Source organism: Prevotella sp. P6B1 (genome assembly GCF_000702825.1).
In the GTDB taxonomy this organism is placed as follows: Bacteria; Bacteroidota; Bacteroidia; order Bacteroidales; family Bacteroidaceae; genus Prevotella.
Genome location: NZ_JNKF01000011.1, coordinates 328,017 through 348,904 on the forward strand (window position 1 = coordinate 328,017; position 20,888 = coordinate 348,904).

The 20,888-nt window shown below is 44.4% G+C and carries 17 protein-coding genes; 8 read left to right on the plus strand and 9 right to left on the minus strand.

Annotated elements, in window-relative coordinates:
- Nucleotides 1-2 precede the first annotated feature (2 nt).
- Entirely contained in the window at nucleotides 3-950 is a 948-nt protein-coding gene (locus T495_RS0105515) for a D-alanyl-D-alanine carboxypeptidase family protein (RefSeq protein ID WP_051651868.1), read from the plus strand.
- On the opposite strand, the gene T495_RS0105520 is transcribed toward T495_RS0105515, so the two are convergent.
- Genes T495_RS0105520 through T495_RS0105530 form a run of 3 tightly spaced genes read right to left on the minus strand, consistent with a single transcriptional unit; the run spans nucleotide 937 to nucleotide 4,644 of the window.
- Nucleotides 937-1,584, minus strand: coding sequence for a M15 family metallopeptidase (locus T495_RS0105520; RefSeq protein WP_033147899.1), 648 nt, complete (start codon nucleotides 1,582-1,584; stop codon nucleotides 937-939). The two genes, T495_RS0105515 and T495_RS0105520, sit on opposite strands and share 14 nt — an antisense overlap.
- 3 nt (nucleotides 1,585-1,587) lie before the next feature.
- On the minus strand, nucleotides 1,588-3,777 hold the full coding sequence (locus T495_RS0105525) for a sodium-translocating pyrophosphatase (RefSeq protein WP_028903689.1): 2,190 nt from the start codon (nucleotides 3,775-3,777) through the stop codon (nucleotides 1,588-1,590).
- A 42-nt stretch (nucleotides 3,778-3,819) separates the two neighbouring features.
- The gene (locus T495_RS0105530; protein ID WP_051523092.1) at nucleotides 3,820-4,644 is read right to left on the minus strand and encodes a hypothetical protein; all 825 of its coding nucleotides are present in this window, start codon (nucleotides 4,642-4,644) and stop codon (nucleotides 3,820-3,822) included.
- A 109-nt stretch (nucleotides 4,645-4,753) separates the two neighbouring features.
- Here T495_RS0105530 and T495_RS0105535 point away from each other — a divergent pair, with 109 nt between their 5' ends.
- The 3 genes from T495_RS0105535 to dnaB are packed head-to-tail and all read left to right on the plus strand — an operon-like array spanning nucleotide 4,754 to nucleotide 8,186.
- The gene (locus T495_RS0105535; protein ID WP_033147901.1) at nucleotides 4,754-6,028 is read left to right on the plus strand and encodes a replication-associated recombination protein A; all 1,275 of its coding nucleotides are present in this window, start codon (nucleotides 4,754-4,756) and stop codon (nucleotides 6,026-6,028) included.
- A gap of 3 nt (nucleotides 6,029-6,031) precedes the next feature.
- Nucleotides 6,032-6,646 carry a trimeric intracellular cation channel family protein gene (locus T495_RS0105540; RefSeq protein ID WP_028903692.1) on the plus strand — a complete coding sequence of 205 codons (615 nt, stop codon included), beginning with the start codon at nucleotides 6,032-6,034 and terminating at the stop codon, nucleotides 6,644-6,646.
- Nucleotides 6,647-6,683: 37 nt separating this feature from the next.
- Nucleotides 6,684-8,186, plus strand: coding sequence for a replicative DNA helicase (gene dnaB / locus T495_RS0105545; protein ID WP_028903693.1), 1,503 nt, complete (start codon nucleotides 6,684-6,686; stop codon nucleotides 8,184-8,186).
- Nucleotide 8,187: 1 nt separating this feature from the next.
- On the opposite strand, the gene T495_RS0105550 is transcribed toward dnaB, so the two are convergent.
- The 5 genes from T495_RS0105550 to dnaN are packed head-to-tail and all read right to left on the minus strand — an operon-like array spanning nucleotide 8,188 to nucleotide 14,476.
- Entirely contained in the window at nucleotides 8,188-9,879 is a 1,692-nt protein-coding gene (locus T495_RS0105550) for a serine protease (protein ID WP_033147902.1), read from the minus strand.
- Nucleotides 9,880-9,904: 25 nt separating this feature from the next.
- Nucleotides 9,905-11,563, minus strand: coding sequence for a DNA repair protein RecN (recN, locus tag T495_RS0105555; RefSeq protein ID WP_033147903.1), 1,659 nt, complete (start codon nucleotides 11,561-11,563; stop codon nucleotides 9,905-9,907).
- 6 nt (nucleotides 11,564-11,569) lie between these two features.
- Nucleotides 11,570-12,478 (minus strand): DUF4835 family protein, encoded by a 909-nt coding sequence (locus T495_RS0105560; protein ID WP_155993466.1) that lies wholly within the window; start codon nucleotides 12,476-12,478, stop codon nucleotides 11,570-11,572.
- Entirely contained in the window at nucleotides 12,475-13,332 is an 858-nt protein-coding gene (locus T495_RS0105565; RefSeq protein ID WP_028903697.1) for a 3'-5' exonuclease, read from the minus strand. Before T495_RS0105565 ends, T495_RS0105560 begins: the two co-directional genes overlap by 4 nt.
- A gap of 19 nt (nucleotides 13,333-13,351) precedes the next feature.
- Nucleotides 13,352-14,476, minus strand: a complete 1,125-nt coding sequence (dnaN, locus tag T495_RS0105570; RefSeq protein WP_028903698.1) for a DNA polymerase III subunit beta — start codon at nucleotides 14,474-14,476, stop codon at nucleotides 13,352-13,354.
- 167 nt (nucleotides 14,477-14,643) lie between these two features.
- Here dnaN and T495_RS0105575 point away from each other — a divergent pair, with 167 nt between their 5' ends.
- Nucleotides 14,644-15,024, plus strand: coding sequence for a DUF3127 domain-containing protein (locus T495_RS0105575; protein ID WP_028903699.1), 381 nt, complete (start codon nucleotides 14,644-14,646; stop codon nucleotides 15,022-15,024).
- A gap of 232 nt (nucleotides 15,025-15,256) precedes the next feature.
- Here the strand turns inward: T495_RS0105575 and T495_RS0105580 are convergent, their stop codons facing one another.
- On the minus strand, nucleotides 15,257-15,967 hold the full coding sequence (locus T495_RS0105580) for a tRNA1(Val) (adenine(37)-N6)-methyltransferase (protein WP_033147904.1): 711 nt from the start codon (nucleotides 15,965-15,967) through the stop codon (nucleotides 15,257-15,259).
- Between the two features lie 134 nt (nucleotides 15,968-16,101).
- Between T495_RS0105580 and lon the strand changes: the two genes are divergently transcribed.
- Genes lon through T495_RS0105595 form a run of 3 tightly spaced genes read left to right on the plus strand, consistent with a single transcriptional unit; the run spans nucleotide 16,102 to nucleotide 20,863 of the window.
- On the plus strand, nucleotides 16,102-18,525 hold the full coding sequence (gene lon, locus T495_RS0105585; protein WP_197020355.1) for an endopeptidase La: 2,424 nt from the start codon (nucleotides 16,102-16,104) through the stop codon (nucleotides 18,523-18,525).
- A gap of 26 nt (nucleotides 18,526-18,551) precedes the next feature.
- Nucleotides 18,552-19,694, plus strand: a complete 1,143-nt coding sequence (gene tgt, locus T495_RS0105590; protein ID WP_028903702.1) for a tRNA guanosine(34) transglycosylase Tgt — start codon at nucleotides 18,552-18,554, stop codon at nucleotides 19,692-19,694.
- Entirely contained in the window at nucleotides 19,691-20,863 is a 1,173-nt protein-coding gene (locus tag T495_RS0105595; protein WP_033147906.1) for an LptF/LptG family permease, read from the plus strand. Before tgt ends, T495_RS0105595 begins: the two co-directional genes overlap by 4 nt.
- Nucleotides 20,864-20,888: the final 25 nt, after the last annotated feature.

The window sequence follows — 20,888 nt, forward strand, 5'->3', positions numbered from 1 at the left end:
AAATGAAACATATAGGTACTATATTTGTTACATGGATGCTACTATTGTTTGTGGCATCGTGCAGATCAGGACAACGTGAGGATAGCGATATTACCCCAGAACAGGCCCGACTGATGGCTGTTAGTCATATTGATAGTACATCGTTGATGATGTTTGTAAATACAGATACGGTACAGGGGCGCACGAAACTCGATTCTCTCAGTGCTGATGCTTGGATGCTGGTGGACGATTCGACAGGTATCATTATCAGTCAGAAAAATGCATTAGAGCGTCGTTATATGGCATCAATCACAAAGATGATGACCTGTCTGTTGGCGTTGGAAAATGGCCGGTTAGCGGATAGTATAGAGATTACCAGTGATGTTTTTATTAATAAGGATTCACGTGTAAGATTGGGTGATGAATATCTGATGAACGACTTATTATACGAGATGATGATGATTAGTGACAATGATGCTGCTTATGCGTTAGCAAAACAAGTGGCGGGCGACACGTTGCAGTTCTATGATATGATGAACCGTAAAGCTATGTATCTGGGTATGGATAGTACACATTTTGCCAATCCGAATGGTATGCCTAACGATAATAACTTCAGTAGTGCTGCTGATTTGATAAAACTTGCACGCTATTGTATGCGTGATAGTGCTTTTGCTGTCATCGTTGGTACTGCTGAGAAAAATATACCGCTAACGGATGGTCGCTATCTGGCTTGTCGTAACTCCAACGCTTTACTCCATACGTATGAAGGTTGTACTGGTATCAAGACAGGTTATACCCGTCAGGCTGGCTATTGTTTGGCCTCATCGGCTACCAGAAGTGGAATTTCTTTAACACTGGTACTACTGAACAGTCGCACGTTTAAAAGTAGGTTTATAGAATCGGCTGCACTTTTGGATTATGGTTTCCGAGTGATGCAGGCATACTATCAAACGAAATCTATCGTACATTGAATTCGAAATGCTGGTAGTCTTTCTTGGTTCGCCAAGCACCGCCCCATATAAAACCATATTTTGTGAATAGTTTGTAACACAAATCGTTACGTGTAATTTTGTAAGGGAATTTTGCTGTGCGCTCAATGTATTTCCTAGCATTTGCGGGCTCTACAATCTGACTGCCATCTTTTTTACTATAACGTATATAAGGATTATAAAGTGGATTGATATCTACGGCTAATCCGCGGGCATGTTTTGACAGATTTTTAGACTCCGAGATGTTTCGATAACAGAAACAGCTAGTGTTATTGGCGCGCATCTGGCGCTCGTCGTCGGCATCGTACACATCGGGCAGACGCATCTGTTGGATAGGATAGTGCGCCTTATACAGTTCGCTGAATATCGCCAATAGTTTTTCTGCTATCAACTTATTGCAAACCATTTCGCCCACATGGGTGCGACCTTCAAGGTCGATATGCGAGATTCTGAGGTAGCGCAAATCGCTGCGTTTGATGTAAGGATTTTTGTTCCAAGTTTTACCCTGCATGGTTGCCCATATGCTATCGGGGATAGCGGAAGAGGTAAAAATCTGGCTTTGCGCGCAGATAGTGCTGCAAAGCCAGATAGTAATTATTGATAATAATTTCTTCATAAATTACATAAATGCAACTGTAAGACCAGCCATCACTATGCTCACCATTGACATGAGCTTGATCAGAATGTTGAGAGATGGGCCGGAGGTGTCTTTAAATGGATCGCCAACAGTATCACCAACGATGCAGGCTTTATGGGCAAACGAGCCTTTACCACCAAAAGCGCCTTCCTCGATGTTCTTCTTTGCGTTATCCCATGCACCACCAGCGTTGGCCATGAATACGGCGAGGGTGAAACCACCTGCCAAACCGCCTACAAGAAGACCAAGTACACCAGCTACGCCTAAAACACATCCAACGACGATTGGGATAATGATGGCCAGGACTGATGGAATAATCATCTCGTGCTGAGCAGCACGGGTGGAGATTTCAACGCAACGGCCATAGTCGGGTGTTCCGGTACCTTCTAATATGCCGGCAATTTCGCGGAACTGGCGACGAACCTCTTGAACCATCTTCTCGGCAGCACGACCTACTGCCTCCATGGTCATTCCACAGAACAGGAAGGCGGCCATTGCACCAACAAAAGTACCAACCAGCACTTTTGGATTCATTAAGTTAACCTGGAAGAAGTTCATGAAGTCTGGAATATTGGCATCGGCGGCTGAAATCAGTTCGCCTTTCACATTCTCCATCATAACACCTGCACGTGTCATTGCTATCTTAATCTCTTCGATGTACGAAGCTAAAAGAGCCAGAGCTGTTAGAGCGGCGGAACCGATGGCGAAGCCCTTTCCTGTAGCAGCTGTGGTGTTGCCCAAAGCATCGAGCGCATCAGTACGATGGCGAACCTCTTTGCCTAAACTCGACATTTCAGCGTTTCCACCAGCATTATCGGCGATAGGACCATAGGCGTCGGTTGCTAAAGTGATACCGAGTGTTGAAAGCATACCTACGGCTGCAATACCGATACCATATAGGCCATGAGCAAGCGAAGTAGATGTCATCGAGAGATCGAAGCCGTTGGCACAGAGATAGCTGAGCATGATAGCGATACCGATGGTGATAACAGGTACGCATGTTGAAATCATACCAGTTCCGATACCTTTGATGATCACAGTTGCAGCTCCGGTCTGGCCAGCCTCCGAAATCTTCTGGGTAGGTTTGTACGAATGTGAGGTATAGTATTCGGTAGCCTGACCGATAATTACACCTGCGGCTAAACCGGAGATAACGGAGAATGAAAGACCAAGCCAGTTTTCGATTCCCAGTAGATAGAGAATGGCAAAGGTTGCTGCTGCTATAAGGATTGCGCTGACATTGGTTCCTACAGAGAGGGAGTGCAGCAAATCTTTCATGGTTGCTCCTTCCTTGGTGCGTACTAGGAAAATGCCAAGAAGAGAGAGGAATACACCTACGGCAGCAATCAGCATCGGGGCAATAACAGCCTTGAGTTGAATGTCTAATCCTGCTATCCCAAAAGCGGCTGCTCCAAGCGCTGCGGTAGACAAAACTGAACCGCAATAACTTTCGTACAAATCGGCACCCATACCTGCTACATCACCAACATTATCACCAACGTTATCGGCAATAGTGGCAGGGTTGCGTGGATCATCCTCTGGGATATCAGCCTCTACCTTGCCAACAATATCTGCACCCACATCGGCTGCCTTAGTGTAGATACCACCACCCACACGCGCAAACAGGGCTTGAGTTGAAGCTCCCATGCCAAATGTCAGCATGGTTGTCGTTATTGAGATCAGACCATCTGCATCGAAGAAATTGAGTACGACGAACCAAATGGCAATGTCGAGCAAACCTAATCCTACAACGGTCAGCCCCATTACGGCGCCAGAACGGAAAGCAATCTTCAGTCCCGCATCAAGACTCTCGCGTGCGGCGTTAGCAGTGCGAGCGGAAGCGTAAGTGGCAGTTTTCATACCAAAGAATCCTGCCAACCCTGAGAAGAATCCACCTGTTAGGAAAGCAAACGGAACCCAAGGGTTCTGTACATTAAGTCCATAGGCCATGAAGGCAAACAGTACGCAGAGCACTGCAAAAACAATGCCTACAACTTTGTACTGCTGTTTCAAATAAGCCATTGCACCCTTGCGCACATAAAGCGCAATCTCTTTCATGCGTGGCGTGCCTTCATCGGCCTTCATCATCTGCGTGAAGAAATAGTACGCCATAGCTAGTGCCACAATCGATGCGACGGGCACTAGCCAGAATACTTTGGGAATCATCATAATAGATAGGTTTTAGTTTTTATTGGATTTGTTGATTAGAAAAACTTACTCGTCAGTGAAGTCAATTAGCTCAGTCGACTCTTCGTCGTTCTCATTGCCAAGATCCATCATTGTTGAGTAGTTGTCCTCGGTGATATCATCATCGTTAGGTCCATCTACTTCTTCATCTTCCTCGTCGTGTGAACTGTAGTTGTCTTCCACGATAACGTCAGAATCGTCGTCCTCATCGAAATCGTCATCATCGCCGTTACGCAACTGCATACGGAGTTTGATTTCCTCTGGTTTCAATTTGGCGAAGATGGCTTCAACCCAGCCTCCCTTTGCTACTTCGAGAACCTCATATCCATCCTCTACTTTCTTGTCGTACATGCCACCTTTTTTGTGCAGGCGGTCTTTAGGAAGAGTGGTGGTGGAGATATCAAAGCCGCTTTGGATAACGTCCTGAACAGACTGAGACAACGAATCCCAACCTCCACCAAAATTGCGGTCGATAACTTCGAGTAACTGGGTAGCACTGATATGACGGATATTCTCATAGGTCAAGTCTGTAACACGTGAAATTGGACGCTTCTTGATAGCCCATATAAACTTCATGTTATCGTCGAACTTGATAACAGCTACCTTATAGCCGCGGTTCTCATAACTTTTGCGTACTGGGGCAGAGTCTTCACGAAGATCCTCAATGAAGAATGCACTCTTAAAAATCTGGATATAGTGCTTCACGTTCTCTTTTACTTCTGCATCCTTGCAAGCAGCTTCCCACATACGGATTACATCGTTCTCCTGAATGTCCCAAACACTACTCTTGGTTACTGACTTAATTGATAATGACGGATTACTTTCCGGTTGTTGTACTTTTGTTCTTGCCATAATATGATACTAAATTTGGTGCAAATGTAACCACTTTATTTTTTATTAGCAAGTTTTTAGGCAATATTTTTTGTAATTTTCGTAATTTAGCGTAACTTTGTGCCCGATTATGGCACAACCATTGGCTGAAAGACTACGTCCTCGCACTTTAGACGAGTATATCGGACAGGAACATTTGGTAGGCGAGGGAGCTGTTCTGCGTAAGATGATTGACGCAGGACGAATACCTTCGTTTATCCTATGGGGACCTCCTGGAGTAGGTAAGACGACACTTGCACAGATTATTGCTCATAAGTTAGAAACACCTTTTTATACACTATCAGCTGTAACTAGTGGTGTCAAGGATGTGCGTGAGGTGATTGAGAAGGCGCAGAAGGGGAGATTCTTTAATGAAGCTTCACCAATTTTGTTTATCGACGAAATACATCGTTTTTCTAAATCCCAACAAGACTCCTTACTGGGAGCTGTCGAGAAAGGTATCGTTACCCTAATTGGTGCTACCACAGAAAATCCTTCGTTTGAGGTTATCAGACCCTTGCTATCTAGATGTCAACTCTATGTCCTGAAGTCGCTGGAAAAGGCAGATCTGCTCAAATTGCTTAATCGCGCTATCCAAAAGGATGTTATTCTGAAAGAGAGAACTATTAAGCTCGAGGAAACTGACGCTATGTTTAGATATAGTGGTGGTGACGCTCGTAAACTACTAAATATCTTAGAGTTAATTGTAGAAGCTGAAGCAAAGAATGAAGTCGTAATAACAAATGAAAAGGTGGTTAATCGACTCCAACAGAATCCTTTAGCCTATGATAAGGATGGCGAGATGCATTATGATATCATCTCTGCCTTTATCAAGAGTATTCGTGGTTCTGATCCAGATGCGGCGCTTTATTGGTTGGCACGAATGATTGAAGGAGGCGAAGACCCGCAGTTCATTGCTCGCCGACTTGTTATCAGCGCCGCTGAAGATATTGGTCTGGCAAATCCGAACGCTCTACTATTAGCCAACACGGCCTATGATGCCATACTAAAGCTAGGATGGCCTGAGGGTAGAATACCTTTAGCCGAGGCTACTGTTTATCTTGCAACTTCCCCCAAAAGCAACAGTGCTTATCTTGGTATTGATACTGCACTCGATTTGGTACGTCGTACGGGTAACCAGCCGGTTCCACTTCCCATACGTAATGCGCCAACGCAGTTAATGAAGGATTTAGGGTATCATGACGGTTATAAATATCCCCACGATTATGCGGGACATTTCACACCGCAACAATATATGCCTGATGCCTTGAAAGAGGAGCGTATCTGGCACGGCCAGCATAATCCAACCGAGGAGAAAATGTATCAGCGTATGGTTAACTACTGGGGAAAACGATACGAAGATTGATTTATGGAGCAGAATCTGATTATAGCAATTATTGAATTGTTAGGCACATTTGCCTTTGCCATATCGGGAATCCGGCATGCTGCTGCCAAGCATTTTGACTGGTTTGGCGGGTATGTGTGTGGTGTGGCTGTGGCTATCGGTGGTGGTACTATCCGTGATTTAATGCTAGGAACAACACCATTCTGGATGACCAACTCGATTTATCTGATATGCACTGGTGTTGCCCTTTTAACGGTAGTCTTGTTTGGCAAGTGGATGGAACCTTTGAAAAACGCGTGGTTTGTGTTTGATACATTGGGACTGGCTTTGTTTACTATTGCGGGTATTCAGAAAAGTTTGGCCTTTGGACAACCTTTTTGGGTTGCTATTATTATGGGTTGTATTACAGGTTCGGCTGGTGGCGTGATCCGTGATGTGTTGTTGAACAATGAGCCGGTTATTTTTCACAAGGAGATTTATGCGATGGCATGCGTGATAGGCGGTATCGCGTATTGGGGACTTGCAGAATTAGGATTGCCTGCAGAGATCAGCGCAGGTATAAGTTTCACAGTAACCTGCATGATTAGGTTTCTGGCAGTACGATACCACCTTTCACTCCCAGTACTGAAGGAGAAATAATCAAAATATATAATTGAGAAATATTCAAATAAATAAGATGGCAGAACAAACAAATAGAAGAAGGAAAAGCAACCAACCGGTTGACCCAACGTTTGGTCACCTGCAACCGCAGGCTACTGAGATAGAAAGGGCTGTTCTAGGTGCGTTGATGATTGATAAGGATGCCTATGCTGTAGTTTGTGAGATACTGCGGCCAGAGAGCTTCTATGAACCTCGTAACCAGATGGTTTATGCCGCCATACGTGACCTGAGTATGGAGGAGAAACCGGTTGACATCCTGACAGTAACAGACCAGTTGGCAAAGTCTGGTAATTTGGAGCAAGTAGGCGGTCCTGGATATGTCGCAGAATTGAGCTCGAACGTAGCATCATCCGCCAATATTGAATATCATGCTAACATTATCGCTCAGAAGTCATTAGCTCGTCAGCTTATATCTTTCTCGAGCATGATACAGACTAAGGCCTTTGATGAGACCATTGATGTAGAAGACCTTATGCAGGAGGCGGAAGGTTCGCTTTTTGAACTGTCTCAGCATAATATGAAGAAAGATTATACAGCTATAGATCCAGTAATTTCTCTGGCTGTTAAAGGAATACAGGATGCTGCTCGAAATACCGATGGACTGACTGGTGTGTCAACAGGTTATTTCAAACTCGACGATATGACCAGTGGATGGCAGGCATCTGATTTAGTGATTATTGCTGGCCGACCTGCGATGGGTAAAACGTCTTTTGCTCTCTCTATGGCTAAGAATATTGCGGCTGATATGCGTGTGCCGATGGCTTTTTTCTCGCTTGAAATGTCGAATGTTCAGCTGGTTAACCGTCTTATTTCAAATGCCTGCGAGATTCAGGGCTCTAAGATTCTGAACGGACAGTTGCAACGCGATGAGTGGGAGCGGTTAGATAAGAATATCAATCAGTTGCTAGGTGCACCTCTCTATGTAGATGATACACCTGGTCTTTCAGTATTTGAACTTCGTACTAAGGCTCGACGACTGGTTCGTGAGCATGGTGTGAAGTTGATTATGATTGACTATCTTCAATTGATGAATGCAAACGGTATGCGCTTCAGTAGCCGACAGGAAGAGGTGTCAACTATATCTCGTTCGCTGAAAGGATTGGCTAAAGAGTTGAATATTCCAATTCTGGCTTTAAGTCAGTTGAATCGTGGTGTCGAGAGTCGTGAGGGCTTGGAGGGAAAACGTCCGCAGTTATCTGACCTGCGTGAGTCGGGAGCTATTGAGCAGGATGCGGATATGGTACTCTTCGTACATCGTCCGGAGTACTACCATATCTATCAGGATGACAATGGACGCGATCTACATGGTATGGCGCAGATTATTATAGCAAAACACCGTAAAGGTGCTACAGGTGATGTACTGCTGACATTTCGTGGTGAGTTTACGCGATTCGAGAATCCTGAGGACAAAGCAATTGAGAATCGTGCACCGATGGGCGGTGGTGAGATATTGGGATCAAAAATTAACGGAGATAGCCCATTGCCACCTCCGTTACCTGACGAACCATTGCCGTTCTAAATCATTTATACTTCGCTATGAGATTATCTGCCTGCAGATTGCCCATTTCCTTGGCTTTCTGCAGGTTTTTCAATCCCTCTTTCTTATTTCCTTTCAAACACTGTGCAACTCCGAGGAACAGATAGCCATCACTGTCATCAGGGGCAACGCTGAGCGATTCATTTGCTGTTGCAATCGCATTATCATAGAGACCAACACGTATCTCCAAAGAAGCTTTCTCTGCATAATAGAATGTCTCCTTAGGATTCATCACGATAGCCTGATTGATATCATTCAATGCCTGTTGATAGAGGCGTCCTTCAATCTCTGCTTGATGGCGGATATAGTAAAAGTTATCATTAATAGAAGCCTTCATCAGTACTTCGTAATCATTCATATCAGCGATGGCTTCGCGATATCTGTTAGCCTTCAAACGAGCCTGAGCACGTGCCCAGAGATAAGGGGCTGCTTCTTTCAGATATGGTTTGTTGAAGGTGCTCATAGCGCTGTCCATTAATGCCAGCATGGTAGTAGAATCCTTCAACATTTCCTTACAACGGGCTGCGTTAAAGTAGAGCTCAGCGCTCTTTAGATTTGTGTTTGTCAATTCAGTGTAAATATCATACGCTTCATCATATTTATTCTGAGCAAACAAAATGTTTGCTTCCATTTGACGGTATGTGGGCATAGGATTAAAGGTGTTTGCCGTACGAATCTCGTTAAGAGCCTTATCCAACGTCCAATTGTCATAGACTTTATTTGGTTGGAAAATCATCTTTTCATATATAAGACGTGCATAGTTATAGTGTGCATCATCTTTCTGCTGTGCGTTTTTAATGGCCAGTTCCATATCTTGGTCTGCTCCTGCAAAATCATCGTGGCCAGCTTTCAGCTGGGCGCGATACAAATATCCATCAGCGGCGTTGGGGAACTTCTGGATAAAGTCTTCAATCAGAGAAACATAGGCAGCTGAATCCTGACGCGTGTGGGCCATGTAGAGTGCTAATACTGCTTCTTTCACATCATCAGGCAGTTCTTTTTTAATTCTTGTTTGCAGAAGTGTAGCTTCGTTCATGCCAAATCCGGAAATCCTCAGCGAGTCAACAAATCGGGCACTTATAGCATAGCTCAATGTGTCTTTATCGGTAGCAGGTTGTTGCATCAGACCGATTACTTCGCCAGCCTGATTAATCAGTGGGGTGCTAACGGTATTGTTGGGTATGGACATTGCAACGGTGTAGTACTCATATTCGTTTTGGAAGGTTTCTGCCTTGCGAATAATTCCTGCTGGTACATTCTTCAACTCATGATAAGGAAGTAACCATACTTGTGAGCCAACGGGAGTTGCAGTTGTGCTGATAGTGAGTGGTTGAGTCTTGCCGCTAACTCGAAACTTTACCACGTCGTACATGTCATTGACACCGACGATACTTGTGACTGGTAGTTCTTTACCAGAGGCATCAATTACTACTGCTTTAGAAGCTCCTTTGAATGGAGTATAGTTACTCAGCGCATCACCTGTAGTACTTATAAAGAACCCATTACTACTACCAATCAGTGATCCGTCTTCTGCAAAAGTCTTCAGCGTGAAAACAGACTTTGTAGCTTTTTTTACCCAACTGGGTTGGGCTCCAAGGAATAATGGAAAAAAGCTATAAAGAAATACAAGTATTACTTTGATACAATCAATGATGAATTTCTTATTAAGTTTCATATTATGTCAATATTATATTAAGTTACTAATTCTTTAATAATTCCTTAGCATTTTGGATAGCAGCTTCAGAGATGTCACTACCACTCAGCATCTGGGCAATCTCCCGAACACGTTCGTCGGGTGCCAGCTGATGCATTCGGCTGGTCGTACCATGAGCAGTCTCGTTCTTTTCTACCTTATAGTGAACAGAACCTAAGGCCGCAATTTGTGGTAGATGGGTGATACTGATAACCTGACGTCCATGTCCTCCCATCTCTTTCATTATCTGTGCCATCATCTCTGCAGTCTTGCCACTAACACCAGTATCAATCTCGTCGAAAATGATTGTCGGAAGTTTGACGGCTCCGCTAATCATTGCTTTCAAGGATAGCATAACACGGGCTATTTCTCCACCTGATGCCACCTGGGAAACTGGTTGGAGTGGGGTAGACGTGTTGGCACTGAACAGGAACGATACTCTATCAGATCCTTTATAACCAAGTTCCGTTGCAGTTAGTTGGATGCTGAATCTAACATGTGGCATACCTAATGGAACCAGTCGTTTTTGCATTTCATCCTCGATGGTCTTGGCTGCCTTGATACGAAGTTTTGTTAATACTTCAGCCTCTTTACGTGTTCGTATTTCTAAATCGTTTTTACGAGTCTTAAGTGCCTCGAGTGATTCATCACTATTTTCGATAGCATTTAATTGATAGTGTAGCTCATTGCGTTTGTTAATCAACTCTTCTACCGTCTCGACGTGATACTTCTTTTCCAGTTCATATATATGATCCAGACGGTTATTGACTTGATCTAACTCTGTGGGATCGAAGTCTATACTATCCAGTAGGCTACAGATTTCCTGGCTGACATCTTTCAAATCTATATAGTCACTGTCTATCCGTTGAACGAGTTCGCCTACTTCTGGGTAGACATTCTCTATATTTCTTAATGCAGAGAGCGATACACGCAATGATTCCAGTGCCCCAACTTGTTCCGAAGAAAGAGCATTGTCGGTGGTGTACAGAGCACTCTTGATATCTTCTGAGTGTTCCATTGTTTCACTACGTTGCTCTAGTTCTTCTTGTTCTCCTTTTGTGAGGTTTGCATTTGCCAGTTCATCATATTGGAACTGCATGAAATCGTGATTCTCACGGTTACGCTCAATGGTAGATATCATCTCTTTCAGTTCCTTTTCTGCCTGAAGAAAACCGTTGTATGATTTTTGATATTGGGCAAGTTGCAGTGCATCGTTTGCAATGATATCTACAACCTCTAATTGAAAATCCTGTTTGTTTAGTAACAGGTTCTGATGTTGTGAATGCACATCCATTAGCTGCTCGCCAAGTTCCTTCAACATAGAAAGTGCCACAGGCGTGTCATTGATGAAAGCCCGACTCTTGCCAGCAGCTGTCAGTTCACGTCGTATAATGCAATCTTCGGCGTCATACTCGATATCATTTTCGTCAAAGAATTTCTGCATTGCATAACGTGATAAGTCGAAATGGGCCTCAATGATGCATTTGTCAGCCCCTTGTTTGATGGTTTTTGAATCAGCTCGCTGTCCTAGTAATAAGGCAATGGCACCGAGGATGATACTTTTACCAGCACCAGTTTCACCTGTGATTACAGAGAATCCCTCGTATAATGATATATCGAGTTCGTCTATCAGGGTGAAATTCTTAATATATAATTGTCTAAGCATAGTGGTTTATTTGGTTATTTGTTCCCAACTGTTATTCTGAGAGGCGTTTAGTTCCATCAGTATTTCATAGATACGCTGTTTCTCTTTATGAGTACCTTTGTTCCTGTATACATTTATCAATTCGTCCTTTTTGTAATCTGTCCAAATCTGTGGCAGCAAACTGAGTGGCTTGTCAGTATGGGCTTTATATAAACAGCTTTCTATAGATGCTGAAATCTCTGTTCTGCCACGTTCTGCGTTATTTGCCATTTCGTCAAGGCCTTTACGATAATAGTCATATTGTAACTGACGGAATGGTTTCATCGATTCGTCGAGATAATCGTTGATGATAGCAAAACGATTGCGGTTGTCCTCAAATGATTTCCAGCCAGGAAAGCCGAGGTTTTGAGCATTATTTACAAGAATGAGGCATCGCTGTAATATATCTGTTCCTCCTAACGGGGAGAAACTATCAAGATCAAGTCCGATGATAAGGAAGGCATAATAGGCCAAAAGAGCCGTCAGTTGATTGTCGATATTTTCTTCAGCAAAATTGAGTTGGTCAAACTGCTGAAAGGAGAAATTGAAACTTGCATCCTTATTATTATATAAGGTGGAGGTATAAGAAGAATTAAACACCGGGCGATTAGCTTGAATAAGGGCTGTACACTCGAAACGGTTCTCGTCGCGCAAGTATTTGCTGACGGTGATATTCAGATTGCATTGAATGCGTTCGTTTTTCTGAAACTGCAAATCAGTCCAGGTGTGTTCGTTCATAAGCTGTTCAATGGTCTTCTGTAGATTTTCGAACACGCTCACATCTGTTCCTTGAACCTGACTATGATTAATATTAACCTTAACTTGCAGTTCTTGGGCATTCAATCCCAGAACTGCAAGTGTCAGTATTGCTATCACGAAAGCCTTTTTGCTAATCATCCGTTAAGTTTTGATTCACGCAGACGAATTCGTGTAAGAACCTGTTTTGTATTGTATGTGAAATCTCCAGCCAGTATCCAACTATAATAGCCAGGATCAATATGTAAAACATCGGCAACTGGGATGCCTTTGTGTTTACCGAAGTTGAACACTTCGGTTAAGCGGGGATTTCCATCAGAGTCGAGTAGGGGATTTCCGTTCTTGTCTTTAACCTCTCCCCATACAATGCGTCCTGCGAAGTCTACATTATTATTAGTACGCGAGAACTCTGCTAGTTTCTGCATGTCGTTCTCAAGTACTTTTTCTGGATCTTCATTGGCACCAGGTGCATACTTGTCAAGTTCGCCCATCAGTACACGATATGTAGCTTCAGTGTCCTGATCAGCGCGATGTGCCTCAAAGTCTTCCTCCATCTTTCTTCCACAATAGAATTTATAGGCTGCAGCCAGATTTCTACGTTCCATCTTGTGGAAAATGGTTTGGGCATCAATCATTTTACTCTTGCTAAAGTCGAAATCTACGCCAGCACGGAGAAATTCTTCTGCAAGTAAAGGTATATCAAAATGATTGGAGTTAAAGCCTGCAAAATCACATCCAGTAAATTTCTCTGCTAATATGCTTCCTAACTGCTTGAATGTAGGCTTATCCTTGACGTCTTCGTTAGAAATGCCAGTCAATTGTGTGATAATTGGCTCAATTGGCTTTTCTGGATTCACCAGTTCGTTACCCCTTTCTTCTCGTCCGTCAGGATACACTTTGATATAAGAGATCTGGATGATACGGTCCTTGACTAAATCAAGGCCCGTAGTCTCCAAATCGAAGATAACCAGTGGTTTTGTAAGATTCAGTTTCACTTTTTCCTTCTCCCCACTTTTAATCGTTAATCAACATAGGCATCATGAGCATCAGAACCTCTTGATTCTCAGGCTGCTCGCTTGGTAATACCAGTCCAGCTCTACTAGAGTCGGCCAACTGAATAATAACCTCAGAACACTCGATGTTGCTTAGTACTTCAATAAAAGCATTACCTTTAAAGCCGATGCTCATAGGATTACCGTTATATTCACATGTCATGCGTTCTGTTGCAGTCTTAGAGAAGTCATAGTCCTCCGCATCCAGTTGGAAGGTAGAGCCTTCAACGTGGAAACGTACTAGATTGCTGGAATCGTTTGCAAAAGGTTGAACACGGCGCAGAGCAGCCAACAATGCTGAACGGTCCAAGCGAGCCTCATTGGGGTTGTTCTGAGGAATAACTGAGTTATAATTGGGGTATCTACCTTCAATCAGACGGCATTGTAGAACACCATCGCCATAGTTCACCTCAGCGTTGCGCTCGTCGAATCGGATCGTTACATCGCCACCATCTTTTCCGAGCAGATTTTTCAGCAGGTTAGCTGGTTTCTTGGGCAGAATGAATGCAGCAGGTTCTTCGCTCTTGATGCTATAAATCTTGTTTCGAACAAGTTTATGTCCATCAGAAGCGACTACAGCCAGGTGATCGGGTGTCAGGTCGAAATATATACCATTCATCACAGGACGGAGCTCATCTTGAGCAGTTGCAAAGATGGTACGATTGATGTTCTCTGCCAGAATGGCATTAGGCAATACGATAGACTTCGCAAAATCGCTAACTGGCTGGGCAATAGGATACTCATCTGCATTGTCTATAGGCAATGAGAACAGTCCGTTCTGATAACTAATCTTAGCAAGATTCTGATCCATATTCACATCAAAAGTGATTGGCTGCTCTGAGAATCCCTTAACGGCCTCAAGCAAGTCGTGATTGCCGATAGCAAAGCGAATGTTTCCTTCGCTATTTGTCAATTCAAGCTGAGTCTTCATGACATTCTCCGAGTCTGACGCTGTCAGATACAGGATATTGTTGTCGATCTCAAATAAGAAATCACCCAGAATAGGGAGTGCATTCTTACTGTTAATTACTCTCGATAATGCCGTGAGCTTAGAGCTCAGTGCTGTACTTGATAATGTAAAACGCATAGTTTATAGTTATTTTATTATTCTACATATTATATTATTGAGTACAAAATTACAAAAAAAAGTTGTAATGAGCAAAAAAAAAGGCAGAAAAGTTCTTTATTCAAACTATTTTTAGTAATTTCGCACACTGAAAACGATAAATTCAACAAATAAAAACAAAAAAGATAATGGAATTAACAGGAAAAATCATTGCCGTTATGGAAGCCCGTGGCGGCGTTTCTGCCCGCACAGGTAATTCATGGAAGACTCAGGAGTACGTTATAGAGGTTCCTGGTCAGTATCCTAAGCGTTGTGTATTCAATGTTTTTGGAGAAGACAGAATTAATCAGTTCAATATCCAGAACGGTGACGAGTTGACAATTCAGTTTGATATTGATGCTCGTGAATACAATGGTCGTTGGTATAATGATGTTCGTGCATACAATGTTATTCGTGGTCAGCAGCCTGCTGCAACTCCTCAGGCTGCAGCTCCTTCTGAAGCCACATCACCATTTCCACCAGCACAGGAGCCTGTAAGCGAGGGATCTTCTGACGACCTGCCATTCTAAATCCGGCACCAACATTGATCTATACAAGCCTCTGGAATTATGTGTTCTAGAGGCTATTTTTTTTGTGAAGCATATGACATTAGAATTGGCATTATGATAAATAGGTGATATGGATTCATATCTATTTCGGGCCTACTATGTTATATAGTCTACTTTGTGATTTAAAGAGCAGCATTATCTGATGAATAATCAGGCCTATGTAATTTCAATAATCAACTCTTGATATTGTCAATTATTTAATATAGAAATCTTTGGTGAGTTGTTGATACCAGTCACTTCTTTGTCCTGGAGCTATTTCTAATACTTCTTCGTGAAAATCTATATGATTTGCAGGAACTTTCCTGATCTCAACCAGTTGGCGTTTTGGCAGTTTATTTGGTGTGGTTTTGATGAGGCATATTCTTGTGATAAACAAACCTTCTAATGCGGCTGTAGTCTCAATATCATCGCTGTTTTCGGATGGTATGATTACGGATAGAATTCCGTTGTCTTTTAATAGTCTTTTCGCAGTCTGAATCAGTGATGTGTAGTTCAGCGTGACAGTGTGCCTGGCCAGTGTACGCTGCTCTTGTGGGCATGTGAGAGAATCTACGAAATATGGAGGGTTGCAGACGATGGCGTCATACCCTATGCTGTCGTTAATTTTAGTAGCATCTCCTCTATTTATCATAATCTTCTTCGCGAATGGAGAATTCGTGACATTTTCTTCTGCTTGACTTGCTGCGTCTGGGTCGATGTCGATTCCATGAACGATAGCGTCTGGATAGCGTTGAGCCATCATGAGTGCCATAAGTCCAGTGCCTGTCCCAATATCCAATATTCTTGACTGTCCTTGTGGCGCTTGAGCCCAAGCGCCCAGTAAAGTCCCATCTGTGCCAACCTTCATGGCACAATGTTCCTGATTAATCGTGAATTGTTTGAATTGAAAGCTATTTTTACTCATAATCGCTGCAAAGATACTAATTATTTGTAAATAATCAGGCTTTCTTTCTTAATTCTTAATTATTATTAGTAACTTTGCACCCCAAACTAATAAAATAGCAAATGAGTAATCAGAATAACAATTCAGCATTTTCGATGATTGCTGATATCGATGGAGATTTCAATGATTTTTTGAATGTTCACACTCCAAGCCAAGTACCCATTCTTGCATTGCGAAATATGGTTCTGTTTCCTGGTGTTGTGACGCCAGTCCTGATTGGACGCCAAACCAGCAAGGCTTTAGTTGAAAAGGCAGAACGCAAGGGTCTTATTTTCGGTGTTGTAGCTCAGCGTGATCCAGAGATTGATTCTCCTGTGTTGGAGGATCTGTATCCTGTGGGTGTTTATGCCAAGGTGATGAAGATTCTATCTCTCCCAAATGGCAATGTGACGGCTATTATTCAGGGATTCGGACGCTTTGAACTTTATGAGATAACCAAGACCTCGCCTTATCTCGAGGGTAATGTTACTCCCATTGCGGAGGTTCAGCCCGAGAAGAAGGATCGCGAGTTTAAAACTGCCATAGGTGATCTTCGCGATATGGTCAACAAGTATATCTCGATGTCTGATGAGATTCCTGATGAGGCTAATTTCGCAATTAAGAACATCTCTAACGATGTGATGGTGCTGAACTTTGTATGCACCAATCTGCCGTTTAATTACAAGGAGAAGCAGGCCCTGCTTGAGGCGTCTTCGGTTAAGGAGCGTCTGTTTATGACGATGAAACTGTTGAACCGAGAGATAAACCTGCAGAACCTAAAGGCCGAAATCCGTAATAAGACCCGTGAGGATATCGACGAGCAGCAGCGCAACTACTTCCTGCAGCAACAGATTAAGAATCTGCAGGCAGAGATGGGCAATGGTGAATCGCCCGAGAAGCGCGAATTGCTTCGCAAGGCCAGATACAAGTTGTGGTCGTTAGAGATGGGGAGACTCTTCCGTAAGGAGTGCGACAAGCTCGATAATCTTAATCCTCAGAGTCCGGAGTACAATGTACAACTGACTTATCTTCAGACGCTGGTTAATCTGCCTTGGGGCGAATATACTGAGGATGACCTGGATCTGAAACGTGCACAGAAGATCCTTGATAAGGAACACTATGGTATGGAGAAGGTCAAGGAGCGTATTCTGGAGTATATGGCCGTTCTCGCCCTGCGTGGCGACCTGAAGTCCCCTATCCTATGTCTTTATGGTCCTCCAGGCGTTGGTAAGACCTCATTGGGTAAGTCGATTGCATCAGCCATGAAGCGTAAGTATGTGCGTGTATCGTTAGGTGGACTGCACGACGAGGCTGAGATTCGTGGACACCGTCGTACCTATATCGGTGCTATGCCTGGTCGTATTATTAAGAGTATCCAGAAGGCAGGCTCCAGCAATCCCGTATTCATTCTCGATGAGATTGACAAGGTGACTCAGAATACCCACAATGGTGACCCGGCATCGGCGATGCTCGAAGTGCTTGACCCAGAGCAGAACAACGCCTTCCACGACAACTATCTCGACGTGGACTACGACCTTTCAAAGGTGCTGTTCATTGCTACGGCTAACAATCTGAGTACCATTCCACGTCCCCTACTCGACCGTATGGAGATTATCGACGTAAGTGGTTATATTACAGAGGAAAAGATTGAAATAGTAAAGCGTCACTTGATTCCGCGCGAACTTGAGAATACTGGTTTGAATATCCCAGAAATAAAGCCCAGATTCAATAAGGCAGCCATCGAAATGATCATTGAGCGTTATACCCGTGAAAGCGGTGTGCGCCAGCTTGAGAAGCAGATTAACAAGGCTCTGCGTAAGATAGCCTTTAAGCTTCAGATTGACAAAGAGATGGAGTATAATAAGATTACCCCTAATGAACTGGAGGATCTGCTCGGAAAACCACCATTCTATCGTGATATCTATCAGGGTAACGACTATGCTGGTGTGGTAACTGGACTGGCATGGACCTCAGTAGGTGGTGAGATACTGTTTATTGAGACCTCACTGTCCAAGGGTAAGGGCTCAAAGCTTACGCTGACCGGTAATCTGGGTGATGTCATGAAGGAATCGGCTATTCTGGCCCTCGAGTATGTGAAAGCACATGCCGAGACTCTGCACATCGACTATCGCATCTTTGACAACTGGAACATCCATATCCACGTGCCAGAGGGTGCTACGCCTAAGGATGGTCCTTCGGCCGGTATCACTATTGCTACATCGATTGCCTCTGCCCTCACCCAGCGTAAGGTGCGCAAGAATACAGCGATGACAGGCGAGATCACCTTGCGTGGTAAGGTGCTGCCCGTAGGCGGTATCAAGGAGAAGATTCTGGCCGCCAAGCGTGCTGGTATCACTGATATCGTGATGTGCCAGGAGAACGAGAAGGATATCCTTGAGATTCCCGATATCTATCTGAAGGGTGTTAACTTCCACTATGTGGAGAATGTTCAGGACGTATGGGATTTTGCCCTGACAGATGAGATTGTGAAGGCTCCCCTTGATTTTACTATTCCCGAAGAAAACGACAAAAAGAAATAATAATCTCCATACAGAGATACAAATAGATGAAATTTGAAGTACAACATACAGATACAGCCAGTGACGCCCGAGCAGGATTGATTACAACCGATCACGGACAGATCCAGACACCTATCTTCATGCCAGTTGGTACGGTGGGTAGTGTGAAGGGTGTTCACTTCAGTGAGCTGCGTGAGCAGGTCAAGGCACAGATTATCTTAGGTAATACCTATCACCTGTATCTCCGTCCCGGTCTGGATATCCTCCGACAGGCAGGCGGTTTACACAAGTTCAATACATGGGATCGTCCTATCCTGACCGATTCGGGCGGTTTCCAGGTATTCTCGTTGACAGGTATCCGTAAGCTCCGTGAGGAGGGTTGTGAGTTCCGTAGTCATATCGATGGCTCGAAGCACATCTTTACACCGGAGAATGTGATGGATACCGAGCGTGTGATAGGTGCTGATATCATGATGGCATTCGATGAGTGCCCACCAGGCCAGAGCGACTACAAATATGCCGAGAACAGTCTGCGCCTGACTCAGCGCTGGTTAGAACGCTGCGTGAAGCGATTCAATGAGACCGAGCCCTTGTATGGCTACAAGCAGACCCTGTTCCCTATCGTACAGGGCTGTACCTATAAGGACCTTCGCCAGGACGCTGCCAAGCACGTTTGCGATGTGCTGAGCCGTCTGAACGACGGTGGTGGTGCCTCTATCGGCGGACTGGCTGTAGGCGAGCCTACCGAGGTGATGTACGAGATGATCGAGGTGGTGAACGACATCCTGCCAAAGGACCGTCCTCGTTATCTGATGGGTGTAGGAACGCCTCAGAACATCCTCGAAGGTATTGAGCGCGGTGTCGATATGTTCGACTGCGTGATGCCAACCCGTAATGGTCGTAACGCCATGCTCTTCACCTATGAGGGCACAATGAACATGCGTAACAAGAAGTGGGAGAACGACTTCTCACCTATCGATCCCGATGGCTGTGAGATTGACCGTATCCATAGTAAGGCCTACCTGCACCATCTGTTCAAGGCTCAGGAGTTGCTGGCCATGCAGATTGCCTCGATTCACAACCTTGCGTTCTATCTGCGCCTGGTAGGCGATGCCCGCCAGCACATTATTGCCGGCGACTTCGTACAGTGGAAACGTAGTGTAATCGATCAATTAGGACGTAGACGATGAAAGAAGGTTTGCGTAAGATAGGAACCTGGCTGCGATGGCTGAAGTGTCTGCGATGCCTGAAGTACCTGAATCCGTTTCGGTTGCTGAAACGGCTGGACCGCTATATCATCGCCAAGTTTATCGGTACCTACATTTTCTCGATCATTCTGATCATCTCGATCTCGATTGTGTTTGATGTCAACGAGAACCTTGCCAAGTTTACGACCTACAACGCTCCACTCAAGGCGATTGTGTTCGACTATTATGCCAACTTCATCCCCTACTTCGCCAATCTGTTCTCGCCGTTGTTCGTTTTTATTGCCGTCATCTTCTTTACATCGAAGCTGGCGGGCAATTCCGAGGTCATCGCTATGTTGGCAGCTGGCGTTAGTTTTAAGCGCCTGTTGCGCCCGTATATGGTGTCTGCGGCACTCATAGCTGCGGTTAACTTCTATCTTGGCGGCTATGTGATTCCGAAGGGCAACCAGATCAAGATGGAGTTCGAGTCGAAGTACAAGAACAAGAAGCGTTCGCTCTCTGCCAGCAATGTACAGCTGATGGTGTCGCCTGGTGTGATAGCCTATATCCAGCAGTACGACGACCAGACGCATACGGGCTATGGCTTCTCGCTCGATAAGTTTGAGAACAAGAAGCTGGTGAGCCATATGACAGCCTCTGTGATCCGTTACGACAGTATCAGCGACTCGCGCTACCACTGGAAGGCGCAGTCGTATAAGATACGTACATTGAAAGGCCTGCGCGAGGAGATTCAGTCGGGTGCTGTCATCGACACATTGATCCAGATGGAACCGATGGATTTGGTTTTCTCGAAGGGTCAGCAGGAGACGCTCACCATCACCGAGCTGCGTAACTATATCGGCAAGCAGGTGGAGCGTGGTTCGCAGAATGTGGTGCAGTACGAGGTGGAATACCACAAACGCATAGCAACCTCGTTTGCCTCGTTTATCCTGACGCTGATAGGTGTGTCGCTCTCCAGTCGTAAGCGTAAGGGCGGTATGGGTCTCTATCTGGGTATCGGACTGGCGCTCTCGTTTGGTTACATCCTGTTGCAGACCATCAGTGCCACCTTTGCCATCAATGCCGATACACCGGCTATGCTGGCAGCGTGGATACCTAATATATTATATTGCTTTATTGCATACTTCTGCTTCAGGCAAGCACCGAATTAAGAGTGAATAGTGATTAGTGAATAGT

Bases quoted from the DNA above. Each gene is read 5' to 3' on its own strand.
- T495_RS0105515 (WP_051651868.1), top strand. From the start codon at position 3: ATGAAACATATAGGTACTATATTTGTTACATGGATGCTACTATTGTTT.
- T495_RS0105520 (WP_033147899.1), bottom strand. From the start codon at position 1,584: ATGAAGAAATTATTATCAATAATTACTATCTGGCTTTGCAGCACTATC.
- T495_RS0105530 (WP_051523092.1), bottom strand. From the start codon at position 4,644: ATGGCAAGAACAAAAGTACAACAACCGGAAAGTAATCCGTCATTATCA.
- T495_RS0105535 (WP_033147901.1), top strand. From the start codon at position 4,754: ATGGCACAACCATTGGCTGAAAGACTACGTCCTCGCACTTTAGACGAG.
- T495_RS0105540 (WP_028903692.1), top strand. From the start codon at position 6,032: ATGGAGCAGAATCTGATTATAGCAATTATTGAATTGTTAGGCACATTT.
- dnaB (WP_028903693.1), top strand. From the start codon at position 6,684: ATGGCAGAACAAACAAATAGAAGAAGGAAAAGCAACCAACCGGTTGAC.
- T495_RS0105550 (WP_033147902.1), bottom strand. From the start codon at position 9,879: ATGAAACTTAATAAGAAATTCATCATTGATTGTATCAAAGTAATACTT.
- recN (WP_033147903.1), bottom strand. From the start codon at position 11,563: ATGCTTAGACAATTATATATTAAGAATTTCACCCTGATAGACGAACTC.
- T495_RS0105560 (WP_155993466.1), bottom strand. From the start codon at position 12,478: ATGATTAGCAAAAAGGCTTTCGTGATAGCAATACTGACACTTGCAGTT.
- dnaN (WP_028903698.1), bottom strand. From the start codon at position 14,476: ATGCGTTTTACATTATCAAGTACAGCACTGAGCTCTAAGCTCACGGCA.
- T495_RS0105575 (WP_028903699.1), top strand. From the start codon at position 14,644: ATGGAATTAACAGGAAAAATCATTGCCGTTATGGAAGCCCGTGGCGGC.
- T495_RS0105580 (WP_033147904.1), bottom strand. From the start codon at position 15,967: ATGAGTAAAAATAGCTTTCAATTCAAACAATTCACGATTAATCAGGAA.
- lon (WP_197020355.1), top strand. From the start codon at position 16,102: ATGATTGCTGATATCGATGGAGATTTCAATGATTTTTTGAATGTTCAC.
- tgt (WP_028903702.1), top strand. From the start codon at position 18,552: ATGAAATTTGAAGTACAACATACAGATACAGCCAGTGACGCCCGAGCA.
- T495_RS0105595 (WP_033147906.1), top strand. From the start codon at position 19,691: ATGAAAGAAGGTTTGCGTAAGATAGGAACCTGGCTGCGATGGCTGAAG.